General features: G+C 61.1%; 24 protein-coding genes. 11 read left to right on the top strand and 13 right to left on the bottom strand.

Annotated features, from left to right (window positions below; all coding sequences use genetic code 11):
• The first annotated feature begins 162 nt into the window (after positions 1-162).
• Positions 163-618, top strand: a complete 456-nt coding sequence (locus tag ACJ8PL_RS08345; protein WP_016926825.1) for a DUF805 domain-containing protein — start codon at positions 163-165, stop codon at positions 616-618.
• Here the strand turns inward: ACJ8PL_RS08345 and pgaD are convergent.
• From pgaD to pgaA, 4 genes are read right to left on the bottom strand one after another with little or no spacing between them, the layout of a single operon-like run.
• Positions 615-1,055, bottom strand: coding sequence for a poly-beta-1,6-N-acetyl-D-glucosamine biosynthesis protein PgaD (pgaD, locus tag ACJ8PL_RS08340; RefSeq protein WP_016926824.1), 441 nt, complete (start codon positions 1,053-1,055; stop codon positions 615-617). The genes ACJ8PL_RS08345 and pgaD overlap by 4 nt on opposite strands.
• The gene (gene pgaC / locus ACJ8PL_RS08335) at positions 1,052-2,386 is read right to left on the bottom strand and encodes a poly-beta-1,6-N-acetyl-D-glucosamine synthase (RefSeq protein WP_016926823.1); all 1,335 of its coding nucleotides are present in this window, start codon (positions 2,384-2,386) and stop codon (positions 1,052-1,054) included. Before pgaC ends, pgaD begins: the two co-directional genes overlap by 4 nt.
• Entirely contained in the window at positions 2,383-4,389 is a 2,007-nt protein-coding gene (gene pgaB, locus ACJ8PL_RS08330; RefSeq protein WP_442531059.1) for a poly-beta-1,6-N-acetyl-D-glucosamine N-deacetylase PgaB, read from the bottom strand. The genes pgaC and pgaB overlap by 4 nt, the downstream gene beginning before the upstream one ends.
• A 10-nt stretch (positions 4,390-4,399) precedes the next feature.
• Positions 4,400-6,856 carry a poly-beta-1,6 N-acetyl-D-glucosamine export porin PgaA gene (gene pgaA, locus ACJ8PL_RS08325; RefSeq protein WP_442531058.1) on the bottom strand — a complete coding sequence of 819 codons (2,457 nt, stop codon included), beginning with the start codon at positions 6,854-6,856 and terminating at the stop codon, positions 4,400-4,402.
• Between the two features lie 579 nt (positions 6,857-7,435).
• Here pgaA and ACJ8PL_RS08320 point away from each other — a divergent pair.
• Both ACJ8PL_RS08320 and ypdK read left to right on the top strand, forming a co-directional pair.
• The gene (locus ACJ8PL_RS08320) at positions 7,436-7,873 is read left to right on the top strand and encodes an antitoxin HicB (RefSeq protein ID WP_048796672.1); all 438 of its coding nucleotides are present in this window, start codon (positions 7,436-7,438) and stop codon (positions 7,871-7,873) included.
• A gap of 556 nt (positions 7,874-8,429) precedes the next feature.
• Positions 8,430-8,504: a membrane protein YpdK gene (gene ypdK, locus ACJ8PL_RS08315; RefSeq protein WP_099782600.1), complete on the top strand. Its 75-nt coding sequence runs from the start codon at positions 8,430-8,432 to the stop codon at positions 8,502-8,504.
• A 69-nt stretch (positions 8,505-8,573) separates the two neighbouring features.
• Here the strand turns inward: ypdK and ACJ8PL_RS08310 are convergent, their stop codons facing one another.
• From ACJ8PL_RS08310 to ACJ8PL_RS08300, 3 genes are all read right to left on the bottom strand, one after another.
• Positions 8,574-9,098 (bottom strand): cytochrome b, encoded by a 525-nt coding sequence (locus tag ACJ8PL_RS08310; RefSeq protein ID WP_442531057.1) that lies wholly within the window; start codon positions 9,096-9,098, stop codon positions 8,574-8,576.
• Positions 9,099-9,210: 112 nt separating this feature from the next.
• The gene (alaC, locus tag ACJ8PL_RS08305; protein WP_033643934.1) at positions 9,211-10,440 is read right to left on the bottom strand and encodes an alanine transaminase; all 1,230 of its coding nucleotides are present in this window, start codon (positions 10,438-10,440) and stop codon (positions 9,211-9,213) included.
• A 119-nt stretch (positions 10,441-10,559) separates the two neighbouring features.
• Positions 10,560-11,099 (bottom strand): GNAT family N-acetyltransferase, encoded by a 540-nt coding sequence (locus ACJ8PL_RS08300; RefSeq protein WP_097101587.1) that lies wholly within the window; start codon positions 11,097-11,099, stop codon positions 10,560-10,562.
• 168 nt (positions 11,100-11,267) lie between these two features.
• Between ACJ8PL_RS08300 and ACJ8PL_RS08295 the strand changes: the two genes are divergently transcribed.
• The 3 genes from ACJ8PL_RS08295 (at position 11,268) to ACJ8PL_RS08285 (ending at position 15,026) form a co-directional block, all read left to right on the top strand.
• A complete protein-coding gene (locus ACJ8PL_RS08295) occupies positions 11,268-12,512 on the top strand; it encodes a DUF1479 domain-containing protein (protein WP_097101585.1) in 1,245 nt (414 codons plus the stop codon).
• A gap of 91 nt (positions 12,513-12,603) precedes the next feature.
• Positions 12,604-14,295 (top strand): sensor histidine kinase, encoded by a 1,692-nt coding sequence (locus tag ACJ8PL_RS08290; protein WP_016926815.1) that lies wholly within the window; start codon positions 12,604-12,606, stop codon positions 14,293-14,295.
• The gene (locus ACJ8PL_RS08285) at positions 14,292-15,026 is read left to right on the top strand and encodes a LytR/AlgR family response regulator transcription factor (protein ID WP_004936341.1); all 735 of its coding nucleotides are present in this window, start codon (positions 14,292-14,294) and stop codon (positions 15,024-15,026) included. Before ACJ8PL_RS08290 ends, ACJ8PL_RS08285 begins: the two co-directional genes overlap by 4 nt.
• Before the next feature lie 4 nt (positions 15,027-15,030).
• On the opposite strand, the gene ACJ8PL_RS08280 is transcribed toward ACJ8PL_RS08285, so the two are convergent.
• Positions 15,031-15,363 (bottom strand): DUF2502 domain-containing protein, encoded by a 333-nt coding sequence (locus ACJ8PL_RS08280; protein ID WP_016926814.1) that lies wholly within the window; start codon positions 15,361-15,363, stop codon positions 15,031-15,033.
• 397 nt (positions 15,364-15,760) lie between these two features.
• Between ACJ8PL_RS08280 and ACJ8PL_RS08275 the strand changes: the two genes are divergently transcribed.
• Positions 15,761-16,990, top strand: a complete 1,230-nt coding sequence (locus ACJ8PL_RS08275) for an L-lactate MFS transporter (protein WP_016926813.1) — start codon at positions 15,761-15,763, stop codon at positions 16,988-16,990.
• A 69-nt stretch (positions 16,991-17,059) separates the two neighbouring features.
• Here ACJ8PL_RS08275 and glk read toward each other — a convergent pair whose 3' ends face one another.
• A complete protein-coding gene (glk, locus tag ACJ8PL_RS08270) occupies positions 17,060-18,022 on the bottom strand; it encodes a glucokinase (protein WP_016926812.1) in 963 nt (320 codons plus the stop codon).
• A gap of 310 nt (positions 18,023-18,332) precedes the next feature.
• On the opposite strand from glk, the gene ACJ8PL_RS08265 reads away from it, so the two are divergent.
• A complete protein-coding gene (locus ACJ8PL_RS08265; RefSeq protein WP_049190183.1) occupies positions 18,333-19,580 on the top strand; it encodes an ion channel protein in 1,248 nt (415 codons plus the stop codon).
• Here ACJ8PL_RS08265 and ACJ8PL_RS08260 read toward each other — a convergent pair.
• Together ACJ8PL_RS08260 and ACJ8PL_RS08255 are read right to left on the bottom strand one after the other, a co-directional pair.
• Positions 19,577-20,269, bottom strand: coding sequence for an aspartate/glutamate racemase family protein (locus ACJ8PL_RS08260; protein ID WP_016926810.1), 693 nt, complete (start codon positions 20,267-20,269; stop codon positions 19,577-19,579). The two genes, ACJ8PL_RS08265 and ACJ8PL_RS08260, sit on opposite strands and share 4 nt — an antisense overlap.
• Before the next feature lie 66 nt (positions 20,270-20,335).
• Complete coding sequence (locus tag ACJ8PL_RS08255; protein WP_016926809.1) at positions 20,336-20,788, bottom strand: multidrug/biocide efflux PACE transporter; 453 nt, start codon at positions 20,786-20,788, stop codon at positions 20,336-20,338.
• A gap of 99 nt (positions 20,789-20,887) precedes the next feature.
• On the opposite strand from ACJ8PL_RS08255, the gene ACJ8PL_RS08250 reads away from it, so the two are divergent.
• A complete protein-coding gene (locus tag ACJ8PL_RS08250) occupies positions 20,888-21,757 on the top strand; it encodes a LysR family transcriptional regulator (protein WP_016926808.1) in 870 nt (289 codons plus the stop codon).
• On the opposite strand, the gene ACJ8PL_RS08245 is transcribed toward ACJ8PL_RS08250, so the two are convergent.
• Positions 21,754-23,415, bottom strand: coding sequence for an alpha-keto acid decarboxylase family protein (locus ACJ8PL_RS08245; RefSeq protein ID WP_442531056.1), 1,662 nt, complete (start codon positions 23,413-23,415; stop codon positions 21,754-21,756). The two genes, ACJ8PL_RS08250 and ACJ8PL_RS08245, sit on opposite strands and share 4 nt — an antisense overlap.
• A 188-nt stretch (positions 23,416-23,603) precedes the next feature.
• On the opposite strand from ACJ8PL_RS08245, the gene mgrA reads away from it, so the two are divergent.
• Positions 23,604-24,593 carry an L-glyceraldehyde 3-phosphate reductase gene (gene mgrA / locus ACJ8PL_RS08240; RefSeq protein ID WP_442531055.1) on the top strand — a complete coding sequence of 330 codons (990 nt, stop codon included), beginning with the start codon at positions 23,604-23,606 and terminating at the stop codon, positions 24,591-24,593.
• Positions 24,594-24,815: 222 nt separating this feature from the next.
• Positions 24,816-25,226: a DUF2502 domain-containing protein gene (locus ACJ8PL_RS08235; RefSeq protein ID WP_004936369.1), complete on the top strand. Its 411-nt coding sequence runs from the start codon at positions 24,816-24,818 to the stop codon at positions 25,224-25,226.
• 41 nt (positions 25,227-25,267) lie between these two features.
• On the opposite strand, the gene ACJ8PL_RS08230 is transcribed toward ACJ8PL_RS08235, so the two are convergent.
• Positions 25,268-26,503 carry an Nramp family divalent metal transporter gene (locus ACJ8PL_RS08230; RefSeq protein WP_004936371.1) on the bottom strand — a complete coding sequence of 412 codons (1,236 nt, stop codon included), beginning with the start codon at positions 26,501-26,503 and terminating at the stop codon, positions 25,268-25,270.
• Positions 26,504-26,508: the final 5 nt, after the last annotated feature.

Below are 26,508 nucleotides of genomic sequence, written 5' to 3'. Positions count from 1 at the left end.
TTTTGCACGGTGAAAGGACGCCCGGTGCGACCGCGTGGAATCTCAACCGCGACTAAATGAGAAAAGTTATCACCTTGACGCCCCCGTTTGCCCCGTTAAAATGCCCGGCTGCTTGCCATCCGGCCGTCGCCGGGCGGTCAATGATTACGACAACGGACTGTGATGGAATCTCTCGGACAACTCGCCAAAGACCTTTACCGCGGGCGCATCTCGCGCAAACCCTTTGTTTTCTCGCTGGCGATCTTCGCCGTTGGCATCGTGCTGTTGTCGTTTCTGTCGACCTACCTGGATAAAAACCATTTTCGCGCCCATGCGCACGGCGACACCGAGGAATTCGTCTCGGTGCTGCTGTATCTGCTGTGCATCATGGTGTGGGCGCTGTTCTGTTTTGGCCTGGTGGCGTGGTTTATGGCCAAAACCGCGTTTCGGCTCAACGATATCGGCCTGCCCGGCTGGATGCTGGCCGTAACATGCTACGTTTGCTCGGTGCTCAACAACTACGCCCCCGGTCCGGTGGCGCGCTGGCTGCCGCTGTTCAGTCTGGCCGTCATGATCTGCGCCCTGCTGTTGCCGCCCGACGGGCTGCGCCGCAAGCCGGACGGCAACGCTGACGATTAACGCAGCTGCACCACCTTGTTCGCTGCTGGTTCGGCCGCCGTCAGCCTGCCGCTAACCTGGCTGATGCCGCCGCCGCTGTTGTGGGACACCACGGCGATCGGCAAACGCCGCAACTGCCGGGTCAGCTCCGGCGTGATATAGCCGATGTGGGTGTTCTGTTGCTGTTTCCGCCAGCGGTCGGCCGCCCTGCGACGGGAGAAATACTGGTTGTATTTGGCCCAGGCGATCAGAGTGACGGCATTGAACAACGCCACAATGATATACAGCGAGATCACTTCCAGCAGCGACAGAGCGGAACCCACCCCGTGCTGATCCATTACCGACATCAGGCCGCGACTGAACAGATAAAGGAAACCGCACCAGGCGAAAAGCGTCAGCAGGCTGTCTACCATACGCGGCAGCAGGCCGCGCTCGGAATAAATCAGGACGTCCGTCATTCTTTGATCCTCCCAATGCCCCGGTCGGGGCTTATCCAGCGCGCACGCCCGCGCCGAGCTTTCAACATCACTTTGGAAAACGCCACCAGCGTGGTCAGCAAGCTGAGCAGCCAATACACCAGCGGATACCAGATGATCCAGAACAGCGAGCGGCCGAAGCCCTTCTCATAACGCTTCTCCAGCAGCAGACTGACGGTGAACTGCAGCAAGCACACCACGCCCAGCACCAGGCCGGTAAACGCCGGCGTCAGCAGCGAGTGGATGCGGATGCCCTCCGGCAGCGGTACCGCCAGTCCGACCAGAAAAATCAGCACGCTGACCAGGTAAGTGAACGCCCACAGCGTGGAGAGGCAATACTCGGCGAACAGCAGCCACATATGCCGGTGCTCCCAGGCCCACAGGTTGCGCAGATTCTTTAAAAACACCTCGGCCCCGCCCTGCGCCCAGCGCAGGCGCTGCTTCCATAGCCCGCGCAAGGTCTCCGGCATCAGGATCCAGCACAGCGCTCGCGGTTCGAAGAAGATAGCCCAGTGCTTCAGCTGCAGCTTCCAGCTGATGTCGATGTCTTCGGTGATCATGTCCTGACTCCAGTAACCGACATCGGTGAGCGCTTGCTTACGAAACGCCGCGACCACGCCGGAAATGGTGAACAGGCGGCCATAAACGCGCTGCGTGCGCTTGATAAGGCCGATGATCGACGAAAACTCACCGACCTGGATGCGGCCGATCAGCGTGGAGCGCGTGCGGATGCGCGGGTTGCCGGTCACCGCGCCGACATGCGGATTGGCCAACAGCGGCGCCACCAAATAGGCTGCCGCATCGCGATCCAGCAGCGCATCGCCGTCGATGCACACCAGATACTCGCTGCGCGCCGCCGCTGCGCCCGCCTGCAGCGCGATCGCCTTGCCCTGATTTTGCGCCAGATGGATCACTCGCAGCCGGGGGAACTCCAGCGTCAACTGGTCCAACACCTCGGCGGTGTCATCGCTGGAGCCGTCGTTGATGGCGATCACTTCGATATTGTCATAGCGCTGCGCCATCGCCGCCGAAATGGTTTCACGCGCGTTCAACCCTTCGTTGAAACAGGGGATCAGCACGCTGATCGACGGGTTGCCCGGCAGCGCCGGCGCGGGCATGTCCGGGCTCCAGCGCCAATGCCGCTCACGATGCAGCCAGAAATAGATGCCGCCGGCGATCCAGATGCCGGACATGAACAACGGCCAGAAGAACACGAAGTTGAGCAGCATTTCGCCGGTAAACAGCAGGACGATGCCGAAAGGCACGCTCAACACCAGACACAGGATAAATAAGGCAATTAAACGATCGGTCATGGCAGTGGGAACCAGGCTGAGGACAACACCGGGCGAACGGCATCCAGCTTAGGCCGATCGTCGAGGAAGTTGTCAGGGTAATAACCAAAGCTCTGAGCGCCATTGCGCTGCAGGCGACGCATCCATTCGGCCAGCAGTTGACCGTCATCCAGGCTGACCCGGCGCTCCTTGCGCCAGTCGACAGCCTGCAACTCAAACACCGTTTTATCGAGCGCGCCGGGGTAAGCGGCCACTTTGCCCACCAGTTGATCCAGCCAGCGGCCGCTGTCGGCGCGCGGCACGTTTTCCATCAGCGGCATCGCCATCGGCGCCACCCAGTCGTAGGCCTGCAGGAAATCCGCCAGATTCTGGCCGAACCAGGCTTCACTGGCGGGATCGAGCACCGGCATCGCATAGATGTTGCGCGCGGTTTGCACCTGCGGGCCGCGGATCGCCCGCACCCGCTCGGTCAGCGACTGGGTAAACCCGATCAGCGCCCGGCTCTTGAAGCGCGTCCAGCGCGCCATCGCCTTCGGATCCTGGCGTATCGCCGCCACCGAATCGGCGAAGCCGGCCTGACGGTAGGCCGCAACGGCGTCGGGGCCGGCATCTTCGAAGTCCGACAGCAGGGCATCGTCGTGGAACAGGATCCCTTTGAAGGTGGCGTGGGCCGCCAGATCCTCGTAGATCTCACCGATGCGCTGACGCGCCACCGGGCTGAACGGCGACAGGCGACGATACTGCTTGTCGTCTACCGACAGCTGCCCGCTTTGCGGATCGAGGCGCTGCACGCGCGGCACGTCAGGCCCCAGCTCGAATGCCAGCACCGGCATCCAGGCATACACGGCCACGCCGGTGCGCGAAGAGAGCTGCCAGGAGACTCGGTTGAACAGGTCGGCCTTCATCGGCAGCCAGCGGTTGGGAAAATAGAGCTCGCGCACGTTGCCGTCGCCTTTTGGATCGGCGAACGCCTGCAGGAAAACGGTATTGATGCGCAGGTCGTAGATGCGCTGGATCAGCTTATCGAGGTTTTTGGCCTGCTGCTGCGGATCGGGATCGTAGAGGTAGTCGAGATCGACGTGCGCCACCCGCATGATCTGTCGGTTCTGTATCTGCGTCAGTTGCTGGGCGAAGCTCGTCAGCGACGGGTTGCCGGCCACCAGCATGCGCGGCACGTTCTCAGGCGCGTTGACGTCTCCCAGCCCGTTCTCCAGCGTCAGCGCCATGCGGTAACCGTGCTTGCGCGCGATGTCCAGCGCCACGCCGCCGGCCGCACCGTACGGCCAGACCCACACGCGCGGCGCCTTACCGGTGGCGGCGGTGATGCGCCGGGTGATCAACGCCACGTCCTTCTCGATGCGTTGGCGGTATTCCTTCTCGCTTTCGTAGCGGCCCTGTTTGGCGTCGTACAGCCGATTGGCGACCGCCGGTTCGGTATTGCCCTGCGGGTTGGCGATGCCGCCGTAATGCGAAGCGTAGGTATGCGCGCCAATCTCCACCAGCCCGGAGTCCGACACTTCCCGCACCTGCTGCCAGGTGAGGAAACGATCGCGCGGCGTCATCAGGCCGCCGAAATCGACCGGCTTGCCGGCCGGCGCATCCAGCCAAACGCCGACCGGCGCCAGCACCGCCGGCCAGTTGTAGGCCTTCAGCAGCGGGAATACCCGGCTGTAGAAGCTGCGGTAGCCGTCGTCGAAGGTCAGCAGCACCGCCTTGTTCGGCAACGCCGGGCCGCCGTTTTGCGCCTGCAGGATCTGCTCGACCGACACCGGCTGGTAGCCGTTTTGCTTCAGCCAGGCGAACTGTTCGTTGAGCGCGCTGGTGCGCACCGACATGTAGCGCTGGTCCGCCGCGCCGTCTTCTACGTCGTGATACGCCAGCACCGCGTAACGGTTGGCCGGCCACGGCCGTTCCATCGGCCCCACGGGGCGCTCCGCCGGCGGCGTGAAGCGCGGCACGTCCGCCTGACTGCAGGCGGTGGTCAGCAAGGCGGCCAACACGAGAAGTGAAGATCGAATAAGCATGATGATTCCTTTAAAAACGATAATTCAGATCAAACGTCACGCCGATGTTCCGCTCGCGTTTACCGTCGTACGGATGCTTCTCAAACTGCAGCATCGCGCCGGCGTCCAACACTCCGTTCCAGCTGACGCGCTGGCCGTAACCCAGCTGGGTGATCGGCTTGCGCGCATAGTCCCGCTGCCAATAGCTGCCGGCGCCGGCCTGGAACTGCTGACTCCACTCGGTCTGATAATGGCGATACAGGGTGTGATCGAGCGTTAACGACGGCAGCAGCGTGAAGTCGCGCTTCGGGTTGTAATACGGCACGTTCTCCTTGCTGTTGCGGCTGCCGGACAGCGTCAGGTTCATGTCCAGCCGATAGCGGGCGCCGGCGAGCAGCCGTTGCCGCCCTTCCAGGCCGTACTCCAGCCGGTTGTTGCCGTCCGAGAAGTGCGAAGGCGCCACGCTGGCGCGCAGCTCGCGGCTTTCGTTCTGCTGCCAACGCAGCCACAGGTTGCCGCCGTTGGCGCTGATGCCGTTGGTCAACGCGCGCAGCGGCGTCTCGGCCGACAGGCGCGCCACCGAACCGCCGAGGCGCCATTGATCATTCAGGTCATACCAGGATGAGAGGCGCAGGCCGAGCTCATTGCCGTGGCCGTAGTTGCGGTTGGCCACCTCGGCCTCCAGCCACAGATCGCGCGAGCGCCACTCGGCGCCGGCGCTGAGATCGCGGTTGATGCCCTTGCCCTCGTCGAATTGGCCGGTGTTGAATCCCCAGCCGGTGAACAACCGCCAGTTGTCGTCGATCGGCGGTGAATAGAGCGCGGCGTGAATGCCGAAATCGTGGCTGCCGCTGACCGGCCCGTCGGAATCAATGCCCTGATTGCCGCTGATGCGCAGTTCAGACATATGGTGAATGCGGCGCGAACGTTCAAGCTGCTGAGCGGCAACGCTTTCCGGCGCGCGCTGGATGACGTCGTCGGCCAGCAAATCCAGTTGGCGCCACTCCTGCAACGCCTGCGCGACATAGCCCTGCTGGATCTCCAACGGCAGGCTGCGCGGCTCCAGCCCTTCCACCTGCTTCAACTCCTCCTCGGCGCGACGCGGCCAGCCGCGCGCCAAATAAACGCTGGCCAAGGAGATGCGCAAACCCTGATTGCCCGGCGCCGTTCGCGCCAGATGGGTCAACTGCCGTTCGGCCTCGGCCAGATCGCGTTGATAAACCCGCGACTGCGCCAGCAGCGATTGGCCGACCAGCCAGTCATCGTTGTAGGCCAGCGTCGGCAGTTGGTACAGGCGGGTCGCGTAGGGATAGCGCTGGCTGACGCGCTGCGCCAGCAACGCCGCCTGATCGATGCGTTCGTTCTCCGCCTGCGCGTAAAACAGATCGGTTTCGTCTTCGGCTGTCACCGCCTGCGGCGCGGCGGCGTTCAGGCGGCCGAAAATGGCCTGCGCCTTGTCCGGCTGCTGCAGATAGAGGTAGGCGGACGCCGCCCAGCGCTGGGCATAATCCGGCACCGTGCGCCCTTCCGCCTGCAAGGTTTGATATTCGCTCACCACTTCGGCCATTCGATAACGCGCCAACAGCGCGCCCAGGCGATCGACGCGCGCCTGTTGGTAGCTGTCCTGCGCCTCCGGCAGCGGCCGCCACTGCGCCAGCAGTTGGTCATAGCGCGCCAGCGCGCGGTCGGCGATGACGAAACGTTCTTGTTCGCCGCGAGCATCGATAAACGACAGCCGCACCAGCTCGGCGGCTTCATCCGCCTGCAGGCGCCGCTGCTGCGCGGGCGGCAATGCCAGCCCCTGGCTTTCACGCAGCGCCGGATCCGCGACCCGATTCGCCGCCAGCAGCGTCACGTAATAAGCCTGAATACCGGTGTCGGACGGCGCCAGCGCGCGGGCATGAGTGGCGTTTTCCAGCGCCGCCCAGCTGCGGCCGGCGGCCTGGTCCACATAGGCGCGCGTCAGATACCACGTCGCCGGCTCCAGCAGTTTCTCCGCTTTGGACGCCTCCGTTTGCGCCTGCGCATCCTGCCCGGCATCCGCCAGCGTCATCACATAGCCACGCTGTAAGCCGCCGTCGGCGGGAGCGAGCTGCAACGCCGTACGCCACAGTCGCAGCGATGGTTGCCACTGCTTCAGGTTGCGATAGGCGCGGGCCGCCGTCGCCAGACTGGCGCTATCCCGCTGCAGCGCGGCGCCGTCGGCACGCCAAAGCGCGACGACCTCTTCATCGTGGCCGGCCCATCCGGCCACCTGGATATAATCGGCTCGCTGCTGCAGGCTCAACTCCTCCTGAGCGCGCCGCTGCGATAGATACGCCAGCACCGGCGCAGTATCGCCCGATCTGGCCTGACGGATCAGCGCGTCATAGCGTTCATCCGCCAGCGCGGTGGCCGGCAGGGATAAACCGATAAACAGCAATGACGCCGCATATTTGGTAGCGTGGCGTTCGGTAAAGCGTAATGAACGCGAGTTAACTTTAGGCACGAGGTATTCCTTTAATCCGTGAGCTGCTGTCCTGGCAAAGTAGAAATGCGAGCAGGCACCCGAAAAGTCGGCTAGAGCCGTCGGGTAATAAGCATGGAGTAATGAATATTTCTGTCTGGCGCACGCTTAAATAGAATCGAATGCGCCTTTGCCTAAAAAGAGTATTTTATAAATCCGCCAATGAATACCGCAGCCAGGTGATATCTGCCTGAAACTGGAATTTCACAATTATCAATAAGTGAAATAATAAAAATTAAAACAATACAAATCAATAAGATGGGATTTATTTATGACCAATATTCTTATTTTCACTCTTTCGTGTGAAATTATATAAAAACCAGTGTGATATTTGATTTTAATTCTCATTATCACCGGCCAACAGGAATATTAATCCAAACACCCAATTAAATAATCTACCTTCTTGGAAAAATAATAAGACTATTGTTAACACGAAAATTAAATTTGCCTGCTAATAATTATTCAGTTCAATTTAAATTCCCCACGTATACATTCATGCTGGCTATCTCCCGGGCATGCCGTCACAATAGCGCCTCATTCTGGTTTCAATCAGGGATTGCCATGTACAGCCACTACCCCGCCCATTACACCTTCGATAGCGACAGCGATGCCTGGCAGATCGGTTTCCACGACTTCCCCGAGTGGCAATCTGCCTGCTATAAACGCGAAGACATCGAGCTGGAAGCACAGGAAAGCCTGCTGGCCGCCATCGCCGCCGCGATGGATGAAGGGCTGCCCCTGCCCGCCCCTTCTCCTCTGCAAACCGATGACTTGAGGGTACATCTGCCGGCGCTGGTGACGCTGAAGATCGAACTGCACAACGCGATGCTGCGCAAAAACACCGGCAAAGCGGCGCTGGCGCGCAAGCTGGGATTCAACGGCGGGCAAATGGAGCGGTTGCTGGATATCGGCTACGCCTCGAAGATTGAAGCGTTGGAGCAGGCGTTGTATCTGCTGGGCTACGAAGTGCGCGTGACAATAAGCGAAGTTTGTCAATAAGTTAGCGATATGTAAGCGAAATATTATCCAAGGGGGCTAAATTTTCCCCGTTTTGCGCCGATATGATGGCTACCTAATCACTTGTCGCAACAACGAAGGCTAAAAATGGAGTGGAGTCGCCGTCATATTTGGGCCGTTATTCTGCTGTCTTGTCTCGTTTTTTGGGTCATTTTGGCGACCGGCATCAACGCCGTCGCTTGAGCGCCTGCCGCCGTATTGCAATACCCGATTTTAAAGCCCGCCACAGCGGGCTACTTTCTGTCGCTTGCTTATAAAAAGCGTTATAAAACAGCCCGCACTGTTTAAAAAACAGCCTAAAATTGTGATCAAAAACACAGTATTGAAATCAGACCAGTATTGAGAGTACATTAGCGCCGATCCTGTCGCGGTTCGGATTTTACCTCACGGAGCATGAGGCGCGACAACCGGACACCCCGCGCTCGAGGACGTTGTTCTTTCGCTTGGAAGAATCCGCCCGACAAGCCGGTTGTCCATAAAACACTCAGCACAACAATCGGGATCATTGCTGGCGAGGACTCCAGACAGGAGTTGTTCAGTGAAATATTTTTTGATGGGCGTGTCATTCATGCTGGTTGCCTGGGTTGGCACCTTCATGTTGATGGTTGCCTGACAGCAGCCACACCAGGAACACAGACAAAGGGACGCGCAAGCGTCCCTTTGTCGTTTCCGTCGTTCGCCATTATTTGCCCGGCATCATGCGGCGCAGGGTGTCATCCTTGCGCAGGTAGTGGTGATACAGCGCCGCCAGCGCATGCGCGCCAATGATAAAGTAGCCGATATTCGCCAGCGTCTCATGAACCGTTTTAACCAGCTTGCGCATCACCGGATCCGGCGTCACCCATTGCGGTACCGGCCACCCCAGTAAAGTCCACGATTTCCCGCCGTAGGCCAGGGTTAACACGCCCAGCAGCGGCAACATCAGGAATACCACGTACAGCAGCCAATGGAAGATCTTGGCGCCCACTTCCTGCCATTCCTCCAGCGGCGGCGTGGTCGGCGGCGTCGCGTGGAGGGTGCGCACCGCCAGCCGAATCAGCATCAGGACAAAAACCGAAGCCCCAAAATTAAAGTGCAGATTTTTGACCAGCGGCGCCCACGCCTCCGGCACCGAATCCTTCAGCAACATCGCCGCGTAGGTGAGGATCACCATCAGCAGTGTCAACCAATGTAAAACGATTTGCGATCGCGCATAGCGGTTGCTCATACACTCTATCCAAAAAAATAAAATTCAGCGTAGTCGAGCATAATGGGGAAATAATGAAGAAAACCTTGGGACGGGAAAAAATAAGGCCGGACAAACGTCCGGCCTGACAGGATTATTTGGCGCCGCCGCCTTTGCCCGGCATCAGCAGCCCGTCCGCGCGGAACATGGCCTTGATGCCGCGCACCGCCTGGCGAATACGGTCCTGATTTTCGATCAGCGCGAAGCGCACATGGGTATCGCCATAGTCGCCGAAGCCGATGCCCGGCGAAACGCAAACCTTGGCTTCCGCCAGCAGGCGTTTGGCGAACTCCAGCGAACCGAGATGGGCATAAGGTTCGGGAATTTTCGCCCAGACGTACATCGACGCCTTCGGGTTTTCCACCATCCAGCCGGCCTCATGCAGCCCTTTCACCAACACGTTGCGGCGCTGCCGGTACTGCTCGGCGATATCGCGCACGCACTGCTGATCGCCTTCCAGCGCGGCGATGGCCGCCACCTGCAGCGGCGTAAAGGTCCCGTAGTCGTGGTAGCTCTTGATGCGCGCCAACGCGCTGACCAGTTCGGGATTGCCGACCATGAAACCGATGCGCCAGCCGGCCATGTTGTAGCTTTTCGACAGGGTGAAGAACTCCACCGCAATGTCTTTCGCCCCCGGCACCTGCATGATCGACGGCGCTTTCCAGCCGTCATAGACGATATCGGCATAGGCCAGATCGTGGATCACCAGCACGTTGTACTGCTTGGCCAGCGCCACCACCCGCTCGAAGAAATCCAGCTCCACGCACTGCGCGGTCGGGTTGGACGGGAAGCCGAGGATCATCATTTTCGGGCGCGGAATGGTTTCCCGAATGGCGCGCTCCAGCTCGCCGAAGAAATCCACGCCGTCCACCAGCGGCACCGAGCGCACCTGAGCACCGGCGATCACCGCGCCGTAAATGTGGATCGGGTAACTGGGGTTCGGCACCAGCACGGTATCGCCGTGATCGAGGGTCGCCAGCATCAGGTGCGCCAGCCCCTCTTTCGAACCGATAGTGACGATGGCTTCGCTTTCCGGATCGATATCCACCTGATAACGATCGGCATACCAGCGCGAAATGGCGCGGCGCAGGCGCGGAATGCCGCGCGAGGTGGAATAACCGTGGGTGTCGTCGCGCTGGGCGACGGCGCACAGTTTTTCCACGATGTGCGGCGGCGTCGGGCCGTCGGGGTTACCCATGCTGAAGTCGATAATATCCTCGCCGCGACGGCGTGCGGCCATCTTCAGTTCGGCGGTGATGTTGAATACGTAAGGGGGAAGGCGTTCAATGCGCGTGAAACGGCGCTGTGGACTGTTATCAGCCATAGGGGATTCCTCGATAGACGTTAGCGCCCGGACCGTCCGAGCGACGCTGGCCAGCGAACTGACCGAATATCGAACATAGCGCAGCGCCGACGAGCTTGTCGATACCCGGCGCGATATTTTTATTTAGCGCTCTGAAACTCCGCCGCCAGCAGCCCGAACAGCCAGTCGTCGCACCACTGATCCGCCAGACGGTAGTTGTCGCGCAACGTGCCCTCCAGCTGGAAACCGCACGACTCCAGCAGGCCGCGCGAGGCGAGGTTGCCGGCGGTCACGGTGGCGGTCAGCTTGTGAAAACCGCAGGCGTTCACCGCAAAATCCAGCACCGCCCGCAGCGACTCCTTGCCATAGCCCTTGCCCTGCCCGGAAGGCAAACTCCCGTATCCCACTTCCGCCTGCCGATACGGCACCCAGTGCGGGCGAAAGCCGGTAATGCCCACCGCCTCTCCGCTGTGCTTCTCACGCATCACCAGGCACAGCCACTGGTCGCCGTGTTTGTCCCAGACCGGCAGGCGCTCCTCGAATCGTGCGCGGATCTCCGCTTCGCTGCGCGGATCGGAGATGTAACGGATCACCTCGGGATCTTGGTACAGGCGCAGAAACAGCGGCCAATCCTCGGCGGTTATCGACTGTAATTGCAGACGTTCAGTGACCAGCTTCATAAAATCTCCGAAAAACGAAAAAGAGGAACTTACGAATGAAAGATATCTCTTTATTTTCCCCGATTGGTTGCCGATAATCATTTACGTTAAAACCACAAAACCATAACGTCTTGCCCGATTCCCTACAACTGCCCGCCGCCGTTACCCACGCGGCATCAGGAGAACACCATGGCCTCTTTAGTCATCGACGATATTCCGCAGGCGATCGTTAACGTCAAGCGTCAGCTGCGCCAGGCATTGCCCAACTATCGCGACGTATTCCAGGCGCTGGAAGAGAACATCCGCGCCCAGGTCGAACAGATTCGCCGCGAACTGGCCGCCGGCCACAACCCGGTGCCGCAAATTGACGCGGAAGATATCCTGCAGCAGCGCGTCACTGAACAACAAAAAGCGCTGATCAAACAGCGCGGCGCCTGCGCTATTCGCGGGGTGTTTCCGCGCGCCAAAGCCGAGGGCTGGAACCGCGAAATCGGCGATTACCTCGATCGCAACAACTTCGTCGAGCGGTTGAAAAACGCCGCCGAAGACAACTATTTCGGCAAGCTGGCCGCCAGCAAGCCGCAGATTTACGGCATCTATTGGTCAAAACCGCAGGTCGAAGCGCGGCAGGATGCGCGCATGCATGCGGTACAGGTGTTCCTCAACAGCCTGTGGGCCACCGAAAGCAACGGCAAGCAGCATTTCGATCCGACCCGCGTCGCCACCTACGCCGATCGCACCCGCCGCCGCCCGCCGAACTCCTCATCACTGGGCCTGTCACCGCACGTCGACAGCGGCACCATCGAGCGCTGGCTGGACGAGAATTTCCGCTATGTGTATCGCCACGTCTTCTCCGGCGACTGGCAGCAGTACGATCCCTTCGCCGCCGACGGCCGCACCGAGGTGCGCGAAATAGCCTCCCCGGCGGTCTGCTCGATGTTCCGCACCTTCCAGGGCTGGACGGCGCTGACGCCGCAACGCACCAACGCCGGCACGCTGAACCTGGTGCCGATCGCCAACGCCATGGCCTATGTGTTGCTGCGCGCGCTGCAGGACGACGTCGCCGACGACGATCTGTGCGATGCGGCGCCGGGCCGCGCGCTGTCGATCTCGGAAAAATGGCATCCCCTTTTATTAAGCGGGATTTCCCCTATTCCCGATCTGGAGCCGGGCGACACGGTATTTTGGCATTGCGACGTGATCCACGCGGTGGAGAACGAACATAACGGCGAGTTCGACAGCAACGTGATGTACATCGCCGCCGCGCCGGGCTGCGAGAAAAACGACGCCTATCTGCAGCGCCAACTGCCGAGCTTTATCGACGGCAGAACGCCGCCGGACTTCGCCCCCGACGATTTCGAGGTCGATTTCGAGGGCCGCGCCACCGTCGAGCTGCTGACGCCGCTGGGCAAAGCGCAGCTCGGCATGCGCTGACCGCCGCCCCAGCCACGGGCCTCTCTCGCTGTGGTATACTGCCGTCATCCGTAGGCCGCAGCGAGAACCCGTCGTGCACCCTTTTTTTGAAATGCTGTTGGCGGTGTTTGATCGCGCCGCGCTGATGTTGATCTGTCTGTTTTTCCTGACCCGCACCCGGCTGTTCCGCCAACTGCTGCAAAAAGAAGACCATACGCCGCTCGAGCTCGGCATCGTCACGGCGATCTTCTCGCTGTTCGCGCTGTTCAGCACCTACTCCGGCATTAACGTTGAGGGATCGCTGGTCAACGTGCGCGTCATCGCCATCATGGCCGGCGGCATCCTGTTCGGCCCCTGGGTGGGGATCGTCACCGGCATCATCGCCGGGGTGCACCGCTATCTGATCGACATCGGCGGCATCACCTCGGTGCCCTGCCTCATCACCAGCATCATCGCCGGCATCAGCGCCGGCTACATCAACCTCAAGGTGAGAAAAGAGCAGCGCTGGCGCGCCGGCATCGTCGGCGGCATGCTGTGCGAATCCCTCACCATGCTGCTGATCGTGCTGTGGGCCAAGCCGACCGAGCTTGGGCTGGACATCGTGTCGCAGATCGCGCTGCCGATGATCCTCGGCACGGTGTGCATCGGCCTGATCGTGCTGCTGGTGCAGAGCGTCGAAGATGAAAAAGAGGTGATCGCCGCGCGCCAGGCCAAGCTGGCGCTGGATATCGCCCACAAGACGCTGCCCTATTTTCGCAACATCAACAGCGAATCGCTGGCCACCATTTGCGATATCATCCGCCAGGACATCCGCGCCGACGCGGTGGCGATCACTGATACCCATCAGGTGCTGGCTTACGTCGGCGTGGGGCGCGAAGCCTACCCGATCGGCCGCGAAGGGCTGAGCCGCGTTACCCGCGAAAGCATTCGCCACGGCAAAATCATCATCAAAAACAACCTGGAAAACCCGGCCGCGCCGCAGATCCATTCGCAGCTGGTGGTGCCGTTGTGGGAAAAGGGCGAAGTGACCGGCGCGCTGAAAATTTACTACTGCCACGCTCACCAGATCACCAACACGCTGAAGGTGATGGCGGTCGGGCTGTCGCAGATCATCTCCACCCAGATGGAGGTTTCGCGCATCGAGCATCTGCGCCAGATGGCGGATAAAGCCGAAATGCGCGCGCTGCAGAGCAAGATTAACCCGCACTTCCTGTTCAACGCGCTGAACGCCATCTCTTCCTCCATCCGCCTGAATCCGGACACCGCGCGCCAGCTGATCATCAATCTGTCGCGCTACCTGCGCTACAACCTGGAGCTGAACGACGAACTGATCGATATCCGCAAGGAACTGCATCAGATCCAGGATTACATCGCCATCGAACAGGCGCGCTTCGGCGCCAAGCTGACGGTGATTTACGACATCGACGACGACGTCTCGGTGCGCATTCCGAGCCTGCTGATCCAGCCGCTGGTGGAGAACGCCATCGTGCACGGCATCCAGCCCTGCAAGGGCAAAGGGGTAGTCGTGATCGCGGTGAAAGATCAGGGCGACCGGGTGAAAATATCGGTGAAGGATACCGGCCACGGCATCAATCAGGAAACCATCGATCGGGTGGCGCGCAACGAGATGCCGGGCCACAATATCGGCCTGCTCAACGTACACCACCGCGTGTCGCTGCTGTACGGTGAAGGGCTGCATATCCGCCGCCTGGAGCCGGGCACCGAAATCGCGTTCTACATCAGCAAAAACGGCGGCAAGCTGCATCAGGAATCGAGCGCGCCGCCGATCGGGGAGGCCTCATGAAAGCCATCATCGTGGAAGACGAATTCCTCGCGCAGGAAGAACTCAGCTACCTGATCAAGAAACACAGCAATATCGATATCGTCGCTACCTTCGAGGATGGCCTCGACGTCCTCAAATACCTGCAGACCCACCAGGTCGACGCCATTTTCCTCGACATCAACATCCCGTCGCTGGACGGCGTGTTGCTGGCGCAAAACATCAGCAAATTCGCGCATCGCCCGTCTATCGTGTTCATCACCGCCTATAAAGAGCACGCGGTGGAAGCGTTCGAGATCGAAGCGTTCGACTATATCCTCAAGCCCTATCACGAGGCGCGCATCGTCACCATGCTGCAAAAGCTGGAGGCGCTGCATCATCGCCCCGCTGGCGCGGCGGAACCGACCAGCGCGCCGAGCCGCGGCAGCCACAGCATCAACCTGATCAAAGACGAGCGGATCATCGTTACCGACATCAACGACATCTATTACGCCGCCGCCGATGAAAAGGTGACGCGGGTCTACACTCGCCGGGAAGAGTTCGTGATGCCGATGAACCTCACCGAGTTTTACGGCCGGCTGCCGGAAGAACATTTCTTCCGCTGCCACCGCTCTTACTGCGTTAACCTGGCCAAGATCCGCGAGATCGTGCCCTGGTTCAACAATACCTACATTCTGCGGCTGAGCGATCTTGAGTTTGAAGTGCCGGTCAGCCGCAGCAAGGTGAAAGAGTTTCGCAAGCTGATGCGCCTGTAAGCGCTTACCAGCGCGGGCCCGGACGGTAGTAATAGCCGGGCGGCGGCGGTGGCGGCATGCGGTAATGCGGCCGATCTCGCCAGTCGCGCCGCGGCGGCCCGTAGTAAATCACCCGTGGCGGCGGGCCGTAATAGTACCCGCGCGGGCGTTCATACCGGTGATGATCGGCCCACCAACGCGGATCGCGCCAGCGATAGCCGTCCCAGTAGTGGCCGCGATGATCGCGATCGCCGATATGCAACGACAGGCCCGGCACGTTCACGCCGATGGACACGTCGGCCTGGCTCGCCAGCGGCAGCGCCAGCAGCGCGGCCAGTAACAACAGCGTTTTTTTCATTTCATGGACTCCTGCAGAGCGGACCTCGTCCGATCGCAGATAACATAGTCCCGCGCTCGCCGCCGCTCTATAGGCGCAATGCCGATTTACGCCTTGCAGACGCATCCTTCACAATTTCACCACAATCGTTCACCGGTGATTAACAATAAATCGTTGATATCTTTGATGTAGATCACGTGTCACCCCCGGCATTTCACGCGCTTTTCGGCGCAAAAACGGCAACTCACGCCGTATAAAATGCATTTCATTCCTTCCATCGTGCAACTCATTCCCTATCCGCCGCCCGCCGGGGGCGCCGGCCATATAATAAGCCCATACCGCGGGAACACAGATTCACCCCGCAAATTTCAGCCAACGGCTCACGCCCGGCAACGCACACACAGGAAGGAGACCGGCCATGAACACCAAACCGGCAAATCGCAGCTTAATCGTTCTCGGCACCATCATCTGTCAGATGGGTCTGGGCACCATCTACACCTGGAGCCTGTTCAACCAGCCGCTGGTCGACAAGTTCCACTGGGGGCTGGCGGACGTCGCCACCACCTTCTCCATCACCAGCTTCTTCCTGGCCTTCGCCACGCTGTTCGCCGGCAAGCTGCAAGAACGCTTCGGCATCCGCAATCTGACGCTGTGTTCCGGCATTCTGGTCGGCCTGGGTCTCATCGCCAGCGCCCACGTCAGCTCGCTCGACATGATTTACCTGCTGGCTGGCGTGGTGGTGGGCTTTGCGGTCGGTATCGCCTACATCTCCACCCTGTCCAACCTGATTAAGTGGTTCCCCGCCAACAAAGGCCTGATTTCCGGCATCTCCGTCGGCGCCTTCGGCAGCGGCAGCCTGCTGTTCAAATACGTCAACGCCGCCCTGATCGCTGACGTCGGCGTTTCCGGCGCCTTCTTCTACTGGGGTGCCATCGTGATGGGCCTGATCGTCGTCGGTTCCCTGTTGCTGAAAGAGCCGGTGCTGGCGGCCAACGCCGCACAGCAAGGCGCCAATGGTCTGGGCAACGACTTCAGCGTGCGCCAGATGCTGGCCACCAAAGAAGCCTACCTGCTATTCACCATCTTCTTCGCTGCCTGCATGAGCGGTCTGTACCTGATTGGCATCGTGAAAGACATGGGCGTTCAGCTGGCCGGGATGGACTTGGCTACCGCCGCCAACACCGTGTCCGCCGTCGCCATCTTCAACACCGCCGGCCGCATCATCCTGGGTACGCTGTCCGATAAAGTGGGCCGCATGCGCGTCATCAGCTTCACCATGCTGGTTACCGTGCTGGCGATTGTCGCCCTGAGCTTCATGACCCTGAACCACACGCTGTTCTTCATCTGCGTCGGCGCGGTGGCCTTCTGCTTCGGCGGCAACATCACCGTGTTCCCGGCGATTGTCGGCGACTTCTTCGGCCTGAAAAACCACAGCAAAAACTACGGCATCATCTACCAGGGCTTCGGCCTGGGCGCGCTGGCCGGTTCGTTCGTCGCCAAATACTTCGGCGGCTTCCACGCCACCTTCATGGTGATTGGCGTCCTGTCCGCCGCTTCTTTGCTGATTACGCTATTCATCAAAGCGCCGAAGGCGGTGGAAATGGAAAGCGAAGAAACCGCACAGGCGGCGGAGCTGGCCAAAGCCTGATACCCCGCGAAAACGACAAGGGGCGCAACCTGCGGGTTGCGCCCCTTTTTTATTGCCCTGCCGCGCGGCTTACAGCCGCATGCCCAGCGTCTGGCGCAGATGCGCGCCGGCCCCCAACAGGCCCGGTTGACCATGGGTTATCATGAACACCGGAATGTCTCGCACATAGTCACGGAAACGCCCTTTGTCTTCGAAGGCGGCGCGGAAGCCCGAGGCCTTGAAGAATTCCATAAAGCGCGGCACGATGCCGCCGGCGATGTACACGCCGCCAAAGGTGCCCAGATTCAGCGCCAGGTTGCCGCCGAAGCGCCCCATGATCACGCAAAACAGCGACAGCGCACGGCGGCAGTCGATGCAGCTGTCGGCCAGCGCCCGCTCGGTAATGTCCTTCGGCGCCAGTTTCTCCGGCAGGCGGTTGTCTGCCTTGACGATGGCGCGATACAGGTTGACCAGGCCCGGCCCGGACAGCACGCGCTCGGCGGAAACGTGCCCTACTTCACCGCGCAGCACCTCCAGAATAATGTCTTCTTCTTCGCTGTTCGGCGCGAAATCGACATGGCCGCCCTCGCCCGGCAGGCTGACCCAGCGGCGATCGACCTGCACCAGGTGGGCGACGCCCAGCCCGGTGCCGGCGCCATACACCGCAATCGGTTTGCCCGGCTGCGCATCGCCGCCGCCAAACTGCAGCACGTCGTCCGGCGAGAGCATCGGGATCGCCATCGAGACGGCGGTGAAATCGTTGATCACTTCCAGATGACTCAACCCCAGGTTGGCCTTCATTTCTTTGATCGAGAACGCCCAGCTGTGGTTGGTCATCGCGACCCAGTCTTCCGTCACCGGGCAGGCGATCGCGATACAGGCGTCCTGCACCTCGATATCGCACGCTTTCAGATAGTGGCGGATCACCGCCTCCAGGCTGTCGAACTCCAGGCCGGAATAGGTTTTCGCCTGGGTAATCTCACCCGTCGCAACAGTGCACAACGCCAGGCGGGCATTGGTGCCGCCAACATCACCTACGAGGGCATAGGTCATTGATTTCGTCTCCGCAAAATGAAAAATAAAAAGCTGCCCACACTGTAAAATCCTGCTGCGAAAACAACAATCACCCGCCTCGGATCTGCACCTCAATAGCGATCCGGATCACAAAAAACGTTTCAGCTTGCCCGCTATGCCGCGATTTGAAACAAATTGCGGCAAAAAATGCCCCCCGGCGACTGTTAACCGCCATCGCCGCCGGGCAATATCAATGCGTGCCTGCGCGCCGATAGTCTGGCAAGTTGTGGCCACTGCCCAACCACCCGCTCTCCCTGCCCCGCAGGGAGACATCGACAAGGGATTATTCATGCTGCATCCGCGCGCCAATGCCATGTTGGCCTTTGCTTTGCCTGCGCTGATTATCGGTTCCGCTTCCAGTCTGGTGCTGCTGTTGGTGATGAAAATTGCCGCCGCATTGCAGCAATTACTGTGGGTGACGCTGCCCGATGCGCTGAGCCTGGACGCCCAGTCGCCCTGGTGGCCGGTTGCGATGCTGACGCTGACCGGCGTGGCGGTCGGCCTGATCGTGCGTTATATGCCGGGTCACGCCGGGCCGGATCCGGCGACGGAATCGCTGATCGGCATGCCGCTGCCGCTCTCCGCCCTGCCGGGGTTGGGGTTGGCGCTGATCGTCGGCCTGGCCGGCGGCGTCAGTCTGGGGCCGGAGAACCCGATCACCGCCATCAACATCGCACTGGCGGCGGCGGCCGGCGCGCGCCTGCTGCCGAAAGTGCCGCGCATGGACTGGATCATCCTGGCCGCGGCAGGCACCATCGGCGCAATGTTCGGCACACCGGTCGCCGCCGCGCTGATCTTTTCGCAAACCCTGGCCGGCAATAACGAAACGCCGCTGTGGGATCGGCTGTTCGCCCCGCTGGTGGCCGCCGCCGCCGGCGCGGTCACCACCCAGATGTTCTTCGTGCCCAATTTCGCCCTGCAGCTCGACGCCTACGACGTGACGCGGCTGCCGGACATCTTCAGCGGCGCCATCGTGGCGCTGATCGCCATCGCGCTCGGCATGGTGGCGCTGTGGTGTTTCCCGCATGTTCACCGCCTGTTCCATTCAATGAAGAATCCGGTGTTGATGTTAGGGCTGGGCGGCTTTGTGCTGGGGCTGCTGGCGCTGTTGGGCGGAGAGATTACCCTGTTCAAGGGGCTGGATGAGATGAAACGCCTGGCGGTGGACGACAGCTATTCGGTGCCGGCGCTGTTGACCATTACCCTGACCAAGCTGGCGGCGCTGGTGATCGCCGCCGCCTGCGGTTTCCGCGGCGGGCGCATCTTCCCGGCGGTGTTTGTCGGCGCGGCGCTGGGCCTGATGCTGCATCAGCACGTTCCGGCGGTGCCGGCGGCGATCACCGTCTCCTGCGCCATCATGGGGCTGGTGCTGGTGGTGACCCGCGACGGCTGGCTCAGCCTGTTTATGGCGGTGGCGGTAGTGCCGGATCTGCACCTGCTGCCGGTCTTGTGCATCGTGATGCTGCCCGCCTGGCTGGCGCTGGCGGGCAAACCGCTGATGCTGGTAAACCGCCGGCAACCGCCGCACGACGATTAGGCCAGCGCGAACGCCGCGGCGGCGCGGGCGTGGATCGCGGTGGTGTCGAACACCGGCACCGACGCATCCCGCTCGCTCACCAGCAAGCCTATTTCGGTGCAGCCGAAAATAATCCCCTGCGCCCCCTGCTGTTCCAGATCGCTGATGATCCGGCGATACTCGTCGCGCGAGGCGTCGCGAATTTTGCCGAGGCAGAGTTCGTCATAGATGATGCGGTGCACGATGTCACGATCGGCGCTGACCGGCGTCACCACGTCGATGCCGTGCAATTCCTGCAGGCGGCCGCGGTAGAAGGTCTGCTCCATGGTAAAACGCGTGCCCAGCAGCCCGACGCGGCGAATGTTTTTCTCCCGCACCTGCAGCGCCGTGGCGTCGGCGATGTGAATCAGCGGCAGGCCGCTGGCCTGCTCGACCGCCTCCGCCACCTTGTGCATGGTGTTGGTGCAGATCACGATGGCTTCGGCGCCGGCGGCGCGCAAAGCCACCGCGGCCTCGGCCAACAGCCGGCCGGCGCCGTCCCAATCGCCCTGGTGCTGCAAGCGCTCAATCTCCTGGAAATCGACGCTGTAGAGCACGATTTTGGCCGAATGCAGCCCGCCGAGGCGCGCCTTTACCTGCTCGTTGATGGTGCGGTAATACGGAATGGTGGATTCCCAGCTCATGCCGCCCAGCAGACCCAACACTTTCATCCTTCGTTCCTCAGCATTTCCGACGATCCTCTGACCTTACCTGAGAATCGTCAGTCTGACGACGCCTTATTTGGCGCCGGAATTGATCGGCTGGCGCGCCTCGAACCAGCGCTGGCGCAGCGTGTCGTACAGCCAGTTATAGGCCATGGTGTACGGCAGGAAGAACAGGAAGAAACCGATTTCCAGCATAAACGCCTGCGCCCAGGAGATACTCAGCATCCAGGCGGCGATCGGCACGCCGATCAGGATAAAACCGGCTTCAAAGCCGACGGCGTGCAGCGCACGCACCTTCAGGTTACGCACCACCCGGCTGACCGGCCACAGGCGGTCGAACACCGTGTTGTAAACCATGTTCCACAGCATCGCGACGGTGGACAGCATCACCGCCAACGCGCCGACCTGCACCATTGAACGGTTCAGCAGCCACGCGCCCAGCGGGGCGCAAACCATCACGGCGATGGCCTCGAAACCGACGGCGTGGACGATACGTTCAATGAGAGACTTGTTTTGCAGTTGCATACATCACCTTTTTTTCAACAGTTGTTGCGAAAGCCAGGTGATTATCATCGCTTTTTTGGGTAGATTAAAAATAGGTTCCATCGATAAAGTAGATATATCATGCACTATTCCCCGGAAGCGTTGCAGGCGTTCGTGGAAGCCGCCGCCCTCGGCTCATTTTCCGCCGCCGCGCGCAAACTGCGCAAAAGCCAATCCACCGTCAGCACCGCCATCGCCAATCTGGAAGCCGACCTGGCATTGACGCTGTTCGATCGCAGCGCGCGCCAGCCGGTGCTCACCGCCGCCGGCCGCAAAGTGCTGGGGCACGTACAGGCGATCCTCGCGGCCAGCGAACGGCTCGACGCCCTGAGCATTCAGCTGGCGGGCGAGGTTGAACCGCGCCTGAGCATGGTGTTTTCCGATACCTACCAGCCCAAGCATCACGATCGGTTGATGCAGCTGTTCGAACAGCGCTACCCGGAAATTGAGCTGGAATGGATGATCGCCGAGGAAGGCGACGTCATCGATCTGCTGCAAAGCGGCCGCGCGCATTTGGGCATGGTGGAAGTGCAAAAAAGTTATCCGCCGGATATCGCCTTCTCCCGGCTGCCTGAGCAGACCGAAATGGGGCTGTTCGTCGCCCATCAGCATCCGCTGGCCCAGGTCGCCGCGCCGACGCCGGAGCAGTTGTCCAGCACCCGCCAGCTGATCCTGAATACCTACACCGGCGCCGAGGCGGCCAGACAGGGTGGACTGGTCTGGTCGGCGCCCAGCTATCTGCTGTTGCTGGAGATGGCGGAACAAGGATTCGGTTGGGCGGTGTTGCCGCACTGGCTGGTGCAGCAATACGGCCACGGCAGACTCACCCAGCTGCGGCCGCGCGGCTGGCCAAAACTGATTTCGGTGGATGCGGTATGGTCCAAACTGACCCCGCCGGGCCCGGCGGGGTTCTGGATGCTGGAGCGCCTGCTGGGCGACACCCTGCCCTAAGCGGCGGCGTTGCGCGCCTGAATAGCGCGAGAGACGGTATCGAGGAGTTCCGGAATGTCCATCTTCGGCAGCATCACTTCGATGAAGGCCAGCCGCTCGTCGTCCGCTACCTCGCGCAACGCCTGACGCAATCCGTCCGGCTCGCTGACCCGCAACGCCTTCACCGGCCGCTCACCGGCCAGCGCCGTCGGCAACTGCGTCCAGTTCCAGCGCGCGATGTCGTTATAACTTTGCTCCGGCCCGTGGATCGCGCGCTCAACGGTATACCCCTGATTGTTCAACACGAAGATCACCGGTTTAAGCCCGTCGCGCAGCATCGATCCCAGTTCCTGCACGGTTAACTGCGCGGCGCCGTCACCGATCAGCAATACTGCCCGGCGCTGCGGTTCGGCGGTCTGCACGCCGAACGTCGCCGGCAGGGTATAGCCGATCGATCCCCAGAGCGACTGCACGATCAGGCGGCAGCCACGCGGCAACCTCAGCGCCGCCGCGCCGAAACAGGCGGTGCCCTGATCGGCCAGCACGATATCCCCCGGCCGCAGGAAATCCTGTATCTGCCGCCAGAAGGCGTGCTGATCCAGCCGTTCCCCATCGCCTTCCGGCAGCGCCGGGCGAACGATCGGCGGCAATGGCCAACGCGACGCCAGCGACAGGCTCAGGCGGTGCAATGCCTGCACCGCCTCGCGCATCGGAATACGGCTAAAGCGCCGCCGCCCGACCCAGGCTTCGAACGGTTGAATATCGATGCATTTTTCCACCGGCAGATGATGCGTGAAACCGGCGGTAATGGTGTCGGTCAAGCGTACGCCGACGTTGATCACCACATCGGCGTTTTCGATCAATTGTTTCACCGCCGGATCGCTGGCGCCGCCGCAGTAGGTACCAACGAAACCGGCGCGGTTCTCGTCCAGCACGCCCTTGCCGAGCAGCAGCGTCGCGTGCGGCATATCGACCTCCTGCAGCCACTCGTCCAGCGCCGCTTCGGCGCCGAAGCGATCGGCGAGGAAGTCCGCCAGCAGCGACACCCGCCGCGCCGACAGCAGCTTTTCGCGCGCTGCGGCGATAAACGCCTGCAATGCGCTCTGCGACAGTTTGGCCTGACGCAACATCAACGGCGCCGGTTTGGCCGACAGCGGCGCTAGTGCGACGTCGCTGGGCAACATCAGATAAACCGGGCGATGTTCCAGCAAGGCGACGCCGATCAGGCGGTCTATCTCCACGGCGGCGTTATCGGCTGTCAGGTTAGCCTGTGCGACGGTCACCTCTTTGGCTATCCGGGCGAAGTGGTTAAAGTCGCCATCCCCCAATGAATGGTGCAGCAAATCACCGGCGCGCTGGGCCCGCTGCGCCGGTGTGCCGACCACGTGGATCACCGGCAGGTATTCAGCGTAGCTGCCGGCCACCCCATTCAACGCGCTCAGTTCCCCCACGCCAAAGGTGGTGAGCAGCGCGGCCGCCGGTTTGCAGCGCGCATAGCCGTCGGCGGCGTAGGCGGCGTTCAATTCATTGGCGCAGCCCACCCAGGTAATTTGCGGATGATCGAGGACGTGATCGAGAAATTGCAGGTTGTAATCCCCCGGCACGCCGAAGAAATGACGGATGCCGATTTGGGCCAGACGATCGAGCAGATAATTGGCCACCGTATAGGTCTGAGTCATGATCATCACCTGTCTGCAACTGGAGCGATTATCTTAAGTATCGAAGATGCCGTTCGAATTTCGAACAATCCCCCCTGCGTCGAACGGCAACCTGGCGTTACATGCCGGCGCCGTGATCCCTCCCGCGGCAGCGCGAGGTGAAAACGTATACACTCAAAGCACTTCACCTCTCGCCGACAAGGATAACTATGTCTTACCCAGCCTCCCCCTCGCGTTATCAAGATATGGAATACCGGCGCTGCGGCCGCAGCGGGCTGAAGCTGCCCGCCGTCTCACTCGGGCTGTGGCACAACTTCGGCGACGCCACGCTGTACGACAACGCCCGCGGCCTGATCCGCTGCGCCTTCGATCGCGGCATTACCCATTTCGATCTGGCCAATAACTACGGCCCGCCGCCCGGCGCCGCCGAGGAGAACTTTGGCCACATTCTCAACGCCGATCTACGGGCCTGGCGCGATGAGCTGATCGTCTCATCCAAAGCCGGTTACACCATGTGGCCCGGCCCCTACGGCGATTGGGGCTCGAAAAAGTACCTGGTCGCCAGCCTCGATCAGAGCCTGAAGCGCATGGGGTTGGAGTATGTGGATATCTTTTATCATCATCGGCCGGATCCGGACACGCCGCTGGAAGAAACCATGGCGGCGCTGGATCTGCTGGTGCGCCAGGGCAAAGCGCTGTATGTCGGTTTGTCCAACTACCCGGCCGAGCGCGCGCGACAGGCGTTCGACATTCTGCAGCGGCTCGGCACGCCGTGCGTGATCCACCAGCCGAAGTATTCGATGTTGGAACGCGGGCCGGAGACGGCGTTGCTGGATACGCTAGAGGAACATGGCGTCGGATCTATCGCCTTCTCGCCGCTGGCGGGCGGCCTGCTGACCGATCGCTACCTGCACGGCATACCGCAAGATTCTCGCGCCGCCAGCGGCAGCCGCTTCCTGCAGCCGGAGCAGCTGACCGCCGAGCGACTGGACAAGGTGCGCCGCCTCGATGCGCTGGCGCGGCAACGCGGGCAAAAGCTGTCGCAGATGGCGCTGGCCTGGGTGCTGCGCGGCGATCGCGTTACCTCAGTGCTGATCGGCGCCAGCAAGAATGCGCAGATAGAAGACGCGGTGGGCATGCTGGCCAATCGTCACTTTAGTGAAGAAGAGCTCGCGCAGATCGAGACAATCTTATTGTAATCGTTTACAAATTCCGCCGTTCAATAGAGCGGCGCTACCCCAGAAAAATCTCAAATCTTAACCTCCTGCATCATTTTCAGAGTGGCTCTCAGATTCAACCCTATGCGCCGGCGCTATGATGCCGATATTGCAGCAAAAATAACGATAAGGCCGCTTTTAAACTGATGAACGCGCTTCATAAAGTGACAAACGGCCAGGCCGCGCAAGCGGGAAGGAGAAGCCATGTTTAAACCTCTGCTCTTGGCCGCCATTTTGGCGGCGACGGTACTGCCCGCCGCACAGCAGGCGCATGCCGAAGGGATCAGCATCGATCTGATGCCGGGCGTTTCATTGCGCATCGGCGATCAGGATAACCGCGGCCGCTATTGGGATGGTTACGATTGGCGGGATCGCGACTGGTGGCAAGGCCATCAGGGGCGTTATCTCGGCGACCGCAGCCGTCGCGGTTACTACTGGGACGGCTATCGCTGGCGCGATGGCGACTACTGGCGTAAACACTATTACTACCATGAAGGACGCTATCGTAAATACGACAAACACTACGATAAGCACCACTGGAAGAAAGAGAAAAAGCACCACCACGATCATGACCGCGATCGCTGGCGCCGCCACGGCGATGACGACCGCGATTAACGACGACGGGCCGGCGCAACGCCGGCCCGCACTGTTTTTGCTTACAGCACGCTGCCGATCAGCAGGTAGCCGTTCAATCCCACCACCACCAGCACGATCAGCTTGCCCAGGTTTTGCACCAGCGGGCCGTTGACCATTTCCCCCATCAGCGCCCGATTGCCGGTGAAAGCCAGCAGCGGCACCAACGCCAGCGCAATGCCGAAGCTGAGCAGCACCTGACTCAGCACCAGAATGCGCGTCGCATCCATCCCCAACATGATGACGATAAACGACGGCAGCATGGTCACCGCGCGCCGCAGCCACAGCGGAATATGGAAACGCACGAACCCCTGCATCACCACCTGCCCCGCCAACGTGCCGACCACAGTAGAAGAGAGGCCGGCCGCCACCAGGCTCAGGCCGAACACGGTGGCGGCGGCGTGCCCGAGCAGCGGTTGCAGCGTCAGGTAAGCCACGTCGAGATCGGCGATGCCGCTGTGGCCGCTGAAATGAAACGCGGCGGCGGCGGTGGCCATCATCGCCAGATTGACGAAACCGGCGATGGTCATGGCCACGGCGACGTCGACTTTGGTAGCGGCATAGCGTTCCGCCTTGTCGTGCTCGCCGCCGATTTGGGTGAGCGACGAATGCAGATAGATCACGTGCGGCATGATGGTGGCGCCCAATACCCCGGCAGCCAGGAATACCGCATCGCCGTTAGGCAAATCGGGCAGCGCCATGCCCTTCAGCAACGGTGCCAACTGCGGCTGGGAGAACGCCAGCTCGACGATGTAGGCGGCGGCGACGAACAACAACAGGCCGCCGATCACCAGCTCCAGCGGCTTTTGCCCGCGTTTTTGCAGCATCAGAATTAAAAAGGTGGCGATGCCGGTCAGCACTGCGCCCTGCAACAGAGAGACGCCGAGCAGCAGCTTGAAGCCGATCGCCGCGCCGATAAACTCGGCCAGGTCGGTCGCCATGGCGATGATCTCCGCCTGCACCCAATAGGCCCACACCGCCGGCCGCGGAAAGCGATCGCGAATATGCTCGGCCAGATTTTTCCCGGTGGCGATGCCCAGCTTGGCGGACAACAGCTGGATCAGCATCGCCATCACATTGGCCCAAACCACCACCCACAGCAGGCTGTAGCCGAATGAGGCGCCGGCCTGGATGTTGGTGGCGAAGTTGCCGGGATCGATATAGCCGATAGCGGCGATGAAGGCGGGCCCCATGAGCGAGAGTTTGATTTTTCTGGCGGAGCGACCGGAGGTGGTTTCAACCACGCGACTGTTCAGCATATGTT

The sequence above is a fragment of the Serratia sp. CY83965 genome (assembly GCF_052166375.1).
GTDB classification, from domain to species: domain Bacteria; phylum Pseudomonadota; class Gammaproteobacteria; order Enterobacterales; family Enterobacteriaceae; genus Serratia; species Serratia marcescens.
The sequence above is the reverse complement of the archived record's forward strand: the minus strand, read 5'-3'. Positions and strand labels throughout refer to the sequence as shown.